The organism is Inquilinus sp. (assembly GCF_057815775.1).
This window is the reverse complement of the sequence record NZ_JBYRFX010001048.1, coordinates 1-9,573: the sequence shown is the minus strand read 5'-3', so window position 1 is coordinate 9,573 and position 9,573 is coordinate 1. Positions and strand designations below refer to the sequence as shown.

Genomic DNA, 9,573 nt, shown 5'->3' with positions numbered 1-9,573 from the left:
TCGGACATGGCGAGCGCTCCGAGATGCTCGCCGGAGATGAGCTTCGGCAGGTAGCGGCGCTTCTGCTCCTCGGTGCCGTTGCGGCGGATCTGGTTGACGCAGAGATTCGAATGGGCGCCGTAGGACAGGCCGACCGAGGCGGAGGCGCGGGAGATCTCCTCCATCGCCACCATGTGCTCGAGATAGCCCATGCCGGCGCCGCCATACTCCTCCTCGACCGTGACGCCGAGGACGCCGAGGTCGCCCATCTTGCGCCAGAGGTCCATCGGGAACTGGTTGTCGCGGTCGATATCGGCGGCGCGCGGCGCGATTTCGGCATCGGCGAAGCTGCGGACCGAATCGCGCAGCATGTCGGCGGTCTCGCCGAGCATGAAGTCGAGGCCTTGCGGCGCATTGGGAATCATGGCGGGCATCGCTCCCCGTGGCGGTGTTTGCCGGCACTGTAGCGCAGCCCGCGCAACAAAAGAAAAGCCGCGCGATGCCGAGCGGCCGGCCGAGACCCGCGCCGGCAAGCGCAGCGAGATTGCGATTGCATTGCCCTGAGAGTCAGGGCGGAATCGCAATGATCTTGCCAGAACGGCTGGACAGGGGCGGGGATCGCCCCTTACAACCCTGAGTATTCATGACGGGCTATGCACTGCAATTGCGCAGTGGCCCCCGATCCGGTGATGGAGGGCTTGTTGACTATGGAAACCACAGGCATTAGCGAAGCCGAGCTGCGCGACGCGCTGAAGAAGCTGGCTGTGGCGAGCGATCTGCGATTCGGCCAGGTCGTCGGGCTGGCGGCCCTGGTGGCGCTGCTGCCGGGCGTCGAATCGGTCGACATCGAGAAGCTTGAAGACGTGGTGGAGCGGCTGACGCGCGGCGTGCCGGGCGGCCAGAACCTGAAGGTTCCGGCGGTCAACATCGCCCGCAACGTCATCACCGTCGCCGCCGAGGCCAAGAGCGCCGGCACCGCCTGAGCCGGCAGAAGTCCCGTCCCCCGTCGTCGCCGACCCGGCGGCGGCGGGGCTGACGCGGCTCAGAGCAGGACGAGCGCTGCCAGGCCGAGGAAGGCGAAGAAGCCGACCACGTCGGTCACCGTGGTCAGGAACACCGCGCTCGAGATCGCCGGATCGACCCCGAAGCGCCGCAGCGCCAACGGGATCACGGTGCCGGAGAAGGCGGCGGCCAGCAGGTTGATGATCATCGCCGCGCCGATCACGCCGGCAAGCCGCACATCCGAGAACCAGACCCAGACCACCCCGCCGGCGATGGCTGCGAACAGCAGGCCGTTGATCCCGCCGACCAGCACCTCTTTCCACATCACGCGAACGGCGTTGTTGTCGGTCAGTTCGCGCATCGCCAGCGCCCGCACCGCGACGGTCAGCGTCTGGGTGCCGGCATTGCCGCCCATCGAGGCGACGATCGGCATCAGCACGGCCAGGGCCGCCATCTTGGCGATGGTGTCCTCGAACAGGCCGATCACGCTGGAGGCGAGCACCGCCGTGAACAGATTGACGAATAGCCAGGAAAAGCGCGAGCGGGTGGTGGCGGCGACGTCGCGATAGAGGTCGCTCTGCTCGCCGATGCCGCCGAGGCGGAAGATGTCCTGCTCTGCCTCCTCGTCGATGACGTCGACCACGTCGTCGAGGGTGACGACGCCGAGCAGCTTGCCGTTCTGGTCGACCACCGGCGCCGAGACCATGCCGTAGCGGCGGAACAGCAGCGCCACCTCCTCCTGGTCCGTTTCCGCCTGGATCGGGTGGATGTCCTCGAGCCCGAGATCGGCCAGCTTGGCCGGCCGGCGGCCGCGCAGGAAGCGCGACAGCGGCAGCTGGCCGCTCGGCTTGCCGTGCACGTCGACCAGGAACAGGCTGTAGAACTCGTCCGGCAAATCCTCGTCGGCGCGCAGCCAGTCGATGGTCTTGCCCACGGTCCAGTAGTCCGGCACCGAGACCAGTTCGCGCTGCATCAGGCGGCCGGCCGAGTATTCCGGGAAGTCGAGCCCTTCGAGCAGGACCCGCCGTTCTTCCTCCGGCATGTTGGCGAGCACCGCGTGCCGCTCGCCCTCGTCCAGCGTCTCGATCAGGGCGAGGGCGTCGTCGGAATCCAGCTCCTGCACCGCGGCCGCGACGTCGCGCGGCCCGAGCAGGTCCAGCACCTCCTCACGGACATCCTCGTTCAGCCAGGTCAGCGCCTCGGCATCGGTGGTCAGCTGGACCCGGATCAGGCCGACGACGACGCGGCGGTCATCCGGGTGCAGCGCCTCGATCAGCCCCGCCAGGTCGGCGGAGTGGAGCGGCGCCAGCCGCTCCTCCACCTCGGCGAAACGATGATCGTCGAGCGCGCCCTCGATCTCCTGGACGAAGCCCGGCGGCAGGCCGTACTCCCGGGGTTCGGCGACCGCCGTTTCGCCGTCGGGCCCGGCTGTCACCTCAGACCGACAGGGCTTCGATCGCGAGATGCGATGCCTGGCGGGCATGGGTGTCGATCGGGCACACCGTCCCCGCCAGCTGGGCATCGACCGTCGCGATCGCGGTGACGTTGACGAGGCCGCGCACCGTGACCGACGGGGTCAGGATATGCGCCGGCCGGGCGACGCCCAGCAGCAGGGGTCCGATCGAGATCGCCTCGCCCAGCACCTTCAACATGTTGAAGGCGATGTTGGCGGCGTCGAGCGAGGGCAGGATCAGCAGGTTGGCGGTGCCGGACAGCGCGGCGTCGGCATGCATCTCGCCATCGACCTCGAGATCCGGCGCCTGTTCGCGGATCAGCGACAGGGCATGGCGCATCTTCACCGGCGACGGGCCGTCCATGGTGCCGAAGTTGGAATGCGACAGCAGCGCCGCCTTGGGCACGATGCCCAGGCGCCTGATCTCCTCCGCCGCCAGCAGCGTGGTCTCGGCGATCTGCTCCGGCGTCGGATTGGGGGTGACGTAGGTGTCGGCCAGGAAGAAGGTGCCGCGCGGCAGCACCAGCGCGCTCATCGCCGCCGGGGCGGTGACGCCGGGGCGCAGGCCGATGACGCTGAGCACGTCGCGCAGATGCGGCCGGTACGGGCCGATGCTGCCGCAGATCATGGCGTCGGCTTCCTGCTTCTGCACCATCAGCGCGGCGATCACCGTGCTGTTGGTGCGCACCACCGTGCGGGCCACGTCGGGCGAGACGCCGCGGCGGGCCAGCAGCTGGTGGTACAGGCGCCAATATTCGTTGTACCGGGGATCATCCTCGGGATCGACCAGCTCGACATCGCGGTCGAGCCGCAGCCGCAGGCCCAGCTTCTCGATCCGGCGCTCGACCACGCCGCGGCGGCCGATCAGGATCGGCTTGGCCAGATGGTCGTCCAGCACGACCTGGGCGGCGCGCAGCACGCGCTCGTCCTCGCCCTCGGCATAGACGATGCGCTTGGGTTCCGCCTTCGCCAGGTTGAACACCGGGCGCATCACCAGGCCGGAGCGGAAGACGAACTCCTCCAGCTTGCCGATATAGGCGTCGAAATCGGTGATCGGCCGGGTGGCCACGCCCGAATCCATCGCCGCCTTCGCCACCGCCGGCGCGATCTTGATGATCAGCCGCGGGTCGAACGGCTTCGGGATCAGGTATTCCGGGCCGAAGCTGAGCTGCTGGTCGCCATAGGCGTTGGCGACGATATCAGACCCTTCCTGCATCGCCAGGTCGGCGATGGCCTTCACCGCGGCGATCTTCATCGCCTCGTTGATCGCCGTCGCGCCGACGTCGAGCGCGCCGCGGAAGATGAAGGGAAAGCACAGGACGTTGTTGACCTGGTTCGGATAGTCCGACCGGCCGGTGGCCATCACCGCATCGGGGCGGATGGCCTTGACCTCCTCCGGCATGATCTCCGGCGTCGGGTTGGCCAGCGCCATGATGATCGGGCGGTCGGCCATGCTGGCGACCATCTCGCCGGTCAGCACGCGCGGGGCGGACAGGCCGAGGAAGATGTCGGCGCCGCCGATCACCTGGCCCAGCGTCCGCGCCTCGGTCTTGCGGGCATAGCGCTGCTTGCGCGGATCCATCAGCTCGTTGCGGCCGTCCCAGACCACGCCGACGACGTCGGAGACCCAGATGTTCTCCAGCGGCATCCCCATGTCGACCAGCAGGTCGAGGCAGGCCAGCGCCGCAGCGCCGGCGCCGGAGGCGACCAGCTTGACCGACTTCAGATCCTTGCCGACGACGCGCAGCCCGTTGGTGATGGCTGCGGCGACGATGATGGCGGTGCCGTGCTGGTCGTCATGGAAGACCGGGATGTTCATCCGGGCCCGGGCCTTCGATTCGACCTCGAAGCACTCCGGCGCCTTGATGTCCTCGAGATTGATGCCGCCGAAGGTCGGCTCCAGCGCGACGATGATGTCGACCAGCTTGTCCGGGTCGGTCTCGTTGACCTCGATGTCGAACACATCGATGCCGGCGAACTTCTTGAACAGGACGCCCTTGCCCTCCATCACCGGCTTGGCGGCGAGCGGGCCGATGTTGCCGAGGCCGAGCACCGCGGTGCCGTTGGTGATGACGGCGACCAGATTGGCCCGGCTGGTCATCTGCGACGCCTGGGCCGGGTCGGCCACGATCGCCTCGCACGCCGCGGCGACGCCGGGCGAAAAGGCCAGCGCCAGGTCGCGCTGGGTCGCCAGCGGCTTGGTCGGGGTGACCGCGATCTTTCCGGGCGTCGGCAGGCGGTGGTAGTCGAGCGCGGCTTCGCGCAGATCGCTGGACATTCGCGGGACCCGGAAAGCGTTTCTGGTCGTCCCGTTATAGGGAGCGTTCCGCCCGGGCGGAAGGGCCGCGACGGACGCAGCGGCCCGAAACGCGAAAGGCCCGCCGGTGAGGGCGGGCCTTGCGATAAATGGTGCGGTCGAGAAGACTCGAACTTCCACGGGGGTTAGCCCACAGCGACCTCAACGCTGCGCGTCTACCAATTCCGCCACGACCGCACTGCAGGCAGGACCAAGAGGCCCTTGCCTTCCGAGGTGCGGGGGGATTAGCAGATCGGATGCGCCCGATCAAGCAGCCCGATGAAATGATCGCGATTCCGTCTCCGGCCACCGCCGAAACCGCCCTCCGGGGCGGTCCGGGGCCGATCGCGCCCGACTGGCGATTCGACGACGGGGCCGTGCCCTACCCCGAGGCCCTGGCGGCAATGGAGGCCCGGGTCGCGGCGATTCGCGCCGGCACGGCACCGGAGCTGGTGTGGCTGCTGGAGCACCCGCCGCTCTACACCGCCGGCACCAGCGCCCATGACACCGACCTGCTGACCCCCGACCGCTTCCCGGTCTACCGCACCGGCCGCGGCGGCCAGTACACCTATCACGGGCCGGGACAGCGGGTCGGCTACGTCATGCTCGACCTGAAGCGGCGCAACCCGGATGTCCGCCACTACGTCCATTCTCTGGAGGAGTGGCTGATCCGCGCCCTGGCCCGGTTCCAGGTCAAGGGCGAACGGCGCGAGGGCCGGGTCGGCATCTGGGTCGAGCGCGACGGTGTCGAGAAGAAGATCGCGGCGATCGGCGTGCGCGTCCGGCAATGGGTGACCTTCCACGGCGTGGCGCTGAACGTCGACCCCGACCTGTCGCATTTCGCCGGCATCGTGCCCTGCGGCCTGGCCGAATACGGCGTCACCTCGCTGGTCGATCTCGGCCTGCCGGTGACGATGGACGATGTCGACCTGGCCCTGCGCGAGGCCTGGGACGAGGTGTTCGAGGGGTAGGTCTCAGAAGCCCTGGAGCAGGAAATCCAGGGCGTCGACGATCACCGAATGCTGGTCGGCCAGGGAGGCGACGACATCGCCCAGATCACTGACCGGAATGGCAGCCATTTCAGTCGGGACAAGAATATATTCATATCCGTCGACGGACAGGATCGGCTGCAATCGCTTCATGGGCTTTGCAGAATATGAATGAGCCAGAGCCATCGGAACGATGATTCGCGCCGGCAGATGATCATGAAATTCTGACTGCACATTCAGCGCAAAGACGCCATCGGCTCCTCGCAGCCGATGGACATCAAAACGCATCAGAAGCGCCGATACTTCGCCAAAAGGAGACCTTCGCGCGCCACTCGCTCATTGTAGCTCTCGATTGCCTCGGCGTTCTGTTCTTTCCAGAGTTCGCCTTCGCGGCGGCGCACGGCCTCGACGATGGCCTCCTCAGCGATCCGGGACACGTTCAGCCCGTGCTCTTTGGCCCGGCGAGTGGCCTCGACAGAGAGGTTGAGATTGGTCGGGCGGCGCAACGCCTGATCTAGGGTCTTGCTGCTATCAAGCTTGGACATGAACAAGTCTATGCGCAAGTTTATGCGCATGACAAGTGGCTAGCGAGCCGAACCAATCGCCGGGCCGAAGGGTCAAAACAACCGAAGCGTCTTCAAGCTCAAGCCTTCCCGCTCGACCCACTCGTTGTGGGCCTTGATCGCCTCGGCGTTCTCCTCCTTCCAACGCGCGCCCGCTTCCCGGCGCTTGTCGGCATCGGTCGCCTCGGTCGGGTCACAATCTTTCGCCTTATCGTGATCGGGCATCTGATACCCTCCCTGTCCTAACGCGATATCCGAGTTCCATCATGCTCCTCCAGGCCGAAGCCATCACCCTCAAGATCGGCGGCCGGGCCCTGTTCCAGGATGCCAGTTTCGCGATCCACCCCGACGACCGCGTGGGGCTGGTCGGCGACAACGGCAGCGGCAAGTCCACCCTGATCAACGCGCTGCTCGGCGAGATCGAGCTCGACCGCGGCCGCATCGTCCGCCGGCGCGGACTGATGATCGGCCATGTGCCGCAGGCGGTGCCGGCCGACCTTCTGCCGCTGAGCCTGCACGAGGCCCTGGTGACGGCCCTGCCGGAGCCGGCGCGGGACGACCAGGCCTGGCGCGCCGACATGGTGCTGGACGAGCTGGGCATCGAGCCGGAGCAGTGGCACCAGCAGAAAGTCGCCGAGCTCTCGGGCGGCTGGCAGCGACTGCTGCTGGTGGCCCGCGCCACGCTGGCCGACCCCGACCTGCTGATCCTGGACGAGCCGACCAACCATCTCGACGTCGGCAAGGTGATGCGGCTGGAGCGCTGGCTGACCGAGCATCTGCGCCTGCCCTTCATCCTGGTGTCGCACGATCGCGAATTCCTCGACCGCGTCACCGACCGGACCATCATCCTGCGCGGCGACCGGGTGCGCAGCTACGGCACCTCCTTCTCCCAGGCGCGGCAGGAGCTGATTCGCGAAGACCTGGCGGCGATGCAGCAGGCCGAGCGCGACGAGAAGGAGGTCGAGCGGCTGGAGCGCGCAGCCAAGCGGCTGGCGATCTGGTCCAATCTGAAGGGCCACAATCCCGGCATGGCCCAGCGCGCCAAGGCGGTGGCGTCCCGCGCCGATAAGCGCCGGGCGGAGGCCACCGTGCCCCATCGCGAGACGCGCCGCGACATCAACCTCGACACGACGGAGGTGCAGCGCGCCACGCTGATCCGGATCAAGGACCATGTCGTGCGCACCGAGACCGGGCGGGAGCTGCTGCGCATCGAGCAGGACTTCATCCGCCGCGGCGACCGCATCGCGCTGCTGGGCCTGAACGGCACCGGCAAGTCGCACCTGATCCGCGACCTGATGGCCGCGATTACCCGGGCGGTGGCGGGCGACGCGCCGATCGGCCAGTCGATCGCCGCCAATCCGCAGCTGCGGCCCGGCTATCTCGACCAGCACCTGTCCGACCTGCCGCGGCAGATGCCGGTCAACCGCGCCCTGCAGGCGGCCTCGACCCTGCGCGATGCGGAGCTGGTGCGGGAGCTGCACAACATCGGCATCCCGATCGAGAAGCAGGCGACGCCGATCGGCAATCTCAGCTATGGCGAGCAGCTGCGCGTCACCTTCCTGCTGCTGCGCCTGCGCCAGCCCAACATCTACCTGCTGGACGAGCCGACCAACCATCTGGATATCGCCGGCCGCGAGCGGCTGGAGGATCTGCTGTCACGCGACGACGCCACCTGCGTCTTCGTCACCCATGACCGGCGCATGCTGCGCGCCATCGGCACGCGGTACCTGGAGATCCGCAACCGCCGCCTGGTCGAGGTCGACGGGCCGGATGATTTCCTGGAACGCGCTGCCGCCGCGGCATAACGGCTGACGTCCGCCCGACCGGCACCCGCTATCGGAAGATCCGCGACCGCCGCTTGGTCGAGGTCGACGGGCCGGACGGCTTCCGGGAGCGCGCTGCCGCCGCAGCGTAGCGCGGGCTGGTGGCCAGCGCGACGCGGGTGGCGAGGGTCAACGGCTCCGGCAGCGCGTCGAGCGCGAACCAGCCGATCTCGGCCAGCGCCGCCGGCTCGCGGTTGACCGGGGTCCCGCTGGCGATCTCGGCGCGATACACCGGCGCCACCCAATGGGTGCCCGCCGCCATGTCGATCTGGTCGACCAGGCACAGCAGCCCGTCGAGCCGGATGGCGACACCGAGCTCTTCCTCGATCTCGCGGGCCACCGCGGCCTCGACCGTCTCGCCGAAATCGACCTTGCCGCCGGGCAGGCCCCAATGCCCGGCCTCCGGCTCGCGCCGGCGCTGCACCAGCAGCAGCCGGTCGTAATCATCCAGGATGAAGGCGCCGACACCGAGACGGGGGACGGCTTCGGTCACAGGGTCGGCCATTGTGCGAATCCTCGATGGTCGGGCGTGGCGGCTTCGGTGACCTGCACCCGGTCGACCAGCGCGATGTTCGGCCCCTGCCGGCAGGCGGCGGCCACGCGATCCACGATGTCGGAGGGACCGGACAGCAAGGCTTCGACCGAGCCGTCGCGGCGATTGCGCACCCAGCCGTCCAGCCCCGCCACCTCGGCCTCGCCGGCCAGCCAGGCGCGGTAGCCGACACCCTGGACCCGGCCGGTGATGCGCAGCGCCAGGGCCTTGGGGCCGGCGTTCATTCCTCGTCCTCGGGCAGGTCACCGCCATAGAGCGCCGCGGCGACGAGGCGGATGGCATAACGCGCTTCCGCCTCCAGCCGCTCCGCCTCGAACCAGTGCATGTCGACGGTCAGGGTCGGCGGGTCCGAAACATGCAGCGCCCGGTTGCGGGCCCGGCGCAGCGTGTCGAAGCGCTCGTCCAGCCCGGCTTCGAGAAACAGCGCCCCGGCGTTGAGATAGGGGTCGACCGCCCGGCCGGACGCCATCGCCTGTTCGCGCAGATGCGCCTCGATCACCGCGACCGCGAGGATCACGGTCGCAACCCAGGCACCGGCGCCGAACACGGTCTCGAGCTCGACCAGCAGGGCCTGGGTATGATCGCCCACCGCCACATCGGGCCGGGGGCGGCCGGTGCCGCGGCCGGCCATGGTGTCGGCGAACCAGCGTGTCCGGGCCTCAACCTCGTCCCCGGCGCCCCGGCTTTTCAAGCCTGCGGCCTCATTGGGCGAAGATCTCTTCACACGTCCGCAGGTCGCCTTCGATCCGCGTCTTCTCCGTGCTGGGCGGCACCTTCGGCCCGGCCATGTCCTTGATCCGGGTGCAGTAATCGGCCCAGGCACCCATTGCCCGGTCGTCGGTCCGGATCATGTAGGGGTCGGTCGGGCCCGGCGCGGACCGGCTCGCCCACCGCGACCGCCAGGGACACCAGCAG

13 protein-coding genes and 1 tRNA gene are annotated in these 9,573 nt (G+C 68.5%); 3 read left to right on the top strand and 11 right to left on the bottom strand.

What is annotated here, in order from left to right; all coding sequences use genetic code 11:
• The coding region (locus tag AC3XYG_RS37290; RefSeq protein ID WP_489144955.1) for an acyl-CoA dehydrogenase family protein at positions 1 to 404 on the bottom strand (404 nt) is incomplete at its 3' end.
• A gap of 282 nt (positions 405 to 686) precedes the next feature.
• Here AC3XYG_RS37290 and AC3XYG_RS37285 point away from each other — a divergent pair.
• Entirely contained in the window at positions 687 to 962 is a 276-nt protein-coding gene (locus AC3XYG_RS37285) for a hypothetical protein (protein WP_489144954.1), read from the top strand.
• Positions 963 to 1,021: 59 nt separating this feature from the next.
• Here the strand turns inward: AC3XYG_RS37285 and mgtE are convergent, their stop codons facing one another.
• The 3 genes from mgtE to AC3XYG_RS37270 form a co-directional block, all read right to left on the bottom strand.
• The gene (mgtE, locus tag AC3XYG_RS37280) at positions 1,022 to 2,416 is read right to left on the bottom strand and encodes a magnesium transporter (protein ID WP_489144953.1); all 1,395 of its coding nucleotides are present in this window, start codon (positions 2,414 to 2,416) and stop codon (positions 1,022 to 1,024) included.
• Between the two features lies 1 nt (position 2,417).
• A complete protein-coding gene (locus tag AC3XYG_RS37275) occupies positions 2,418 to 4,712 on the bottom strand; it encodes an NADP-dependent malic enzyme (RefSeq protein WP_489144952.1) in 2,295 nt (764 codons plus the stop codon).
• Between the two features lie 129 nt (positions 4,713 to 4,841).
• Positions 4,842 to 4,928, bottom strand: a tRNA-Leu gene (locus tag AC3XYG_RS37270).
• Positions 4,929 to 5,014: 86 nt separating this feature from the next.
• Here AC3XYG_RS37270 and lipB point away from each other — a divergent pair.
• A complete protein-coding gene (gene lipB / locus AC3XYG_RS37265; RefSeq protein WP_489144951.1) occupies positions 5,015 to 5,701 on the top strand; it encodes a lipoyl(octanoyl) transferase LipB in 687 nt (228 codons plus the stop codon).
• Between the two features lie 3 nt (positions 5,702 to 5,704).
• Here the strand turns inward: lipB and AC3XYG_RS37260 are convergent, their stop codons facing one another.
• The 3 genes from AC3XYG_RS37260 to AC3XYG_RS37250 all read right to left on the bottom strand — a co-directional run bounded on the left by AC3XYG_RS37260 (position 5,705) and on the right by AC3XYG_RS37250 (position 6,507).
• A complete protein-coding gene (locus AC3XYG_RS37260) occupies positions 5,705 to 6,007 on the bottom strand; it encodes a CcdB family protein (protein ID WP_489144950.1) in 303 nt (100 codons plus the stop codon).
• Positions 6,007 to 6,264, bottom strand: a complete 258-nt coding sequence (locus AC3XYG_RS37255; RefSeq protein WP_489144949.1) for a type II toxin-antitoxin system CcdA family antitoxin — start codon at positions 6,262 to 6,264, stop codon at positions 6,007 to 6,009. Before AC3XYG_RS37255 ends, AC3XYG_RS37260 begins: the two co-directional genes overlap by 1 nt.
• Before the next feature lie 72 nt (positions 6,265 to 6,336).
• A complete protein-coding gene (locus tag AC3XYG_RS37250) occupies positions 6,337 to 6,507 on the bottom strand; it encodes a type II toxin-antitoxin system CcdA family antitoxin (protein ID WP_489144948.1) in 171 nt (56 codons plus the stop codon).
• A gap of 41 nt (positions 6,508 to 6,548) precedes the next feature.
• On the opposite strand from AC3XYG_RS37250, the gene AC3XYG_RS37245 reads away from it, so the two are divergent.
• On the top strand, positions 6,549 to 8,087 hold the full coding sequence (locus AC3XYG_RS37245; RefSeq protein WP_489144947.1) for an ABC-F family ATP-binding cassette domain-containing protein: 1,539 nt from the start codon (positions 6,549 to 6,551) through the stop codon (positions 8,085 to 8,087).
• Positions 8,088 to 8,115: 28 nt separating this feature from the next.
• Here AC3XYG_RS37245 and AC3XYG_RS37240 read toward each other — a convergent pair whose 3' ends face one another.
• From AC3XYG_RS37240 to AC3XYG_RS37225, 4 genes are all read right to left on the bottom strand, one after another.
• A complete protein-coding gene (locus AC3XYG_RS37240; RefSeq protein WP_489144946.1) occupies positions 8,116 to 8,610 on the bottom strand; it encodes an NUDIX hydrolase in 495 nt (164 codons plus the stop codon).
• Positions 8,595 to 8,882: an acylphosphatase gene (locus tag AC3XYG_RS37235; RefSeq protein WP_489144945.1), complete on the bottom strand. Its 288-nt coding sequence runs from the start codon at positions 8,880 to 8,882 to the stop codon at positions 8,595 to 8,597. The genes AC3XYG_RS37240 and AC3XYG_RS37235 overlap by 16 nt, the downstream gene beginning before the upstream one ends.
• The gene (locus tag AC3XYG_RS37230) at positions 8,879 to 9,349 is read right to left on the bottom strand and encodes a hypothetical protein (RefSeq protein WP_489144944.1); all 471 of its coding nucleotides are present in this window, start codon (positions 9,347 to 9,349) and stop codon (positions 8,879 to 8,881) included. Before AC3XYG_RS37230 ends, AC3XYG_RS37235 begins: the two co-directional genes overlap by 4 nt.
• Before the next feature lie 10 nt (positions 9,350 to 9,359).
• On the bottom strand, positions 9,360 to 9,573 hold a 214-nt coding region (locus AC3XYG_RS37225), incomplete at its 5' end, for a hypothetical protein (protein WP_489144943.1).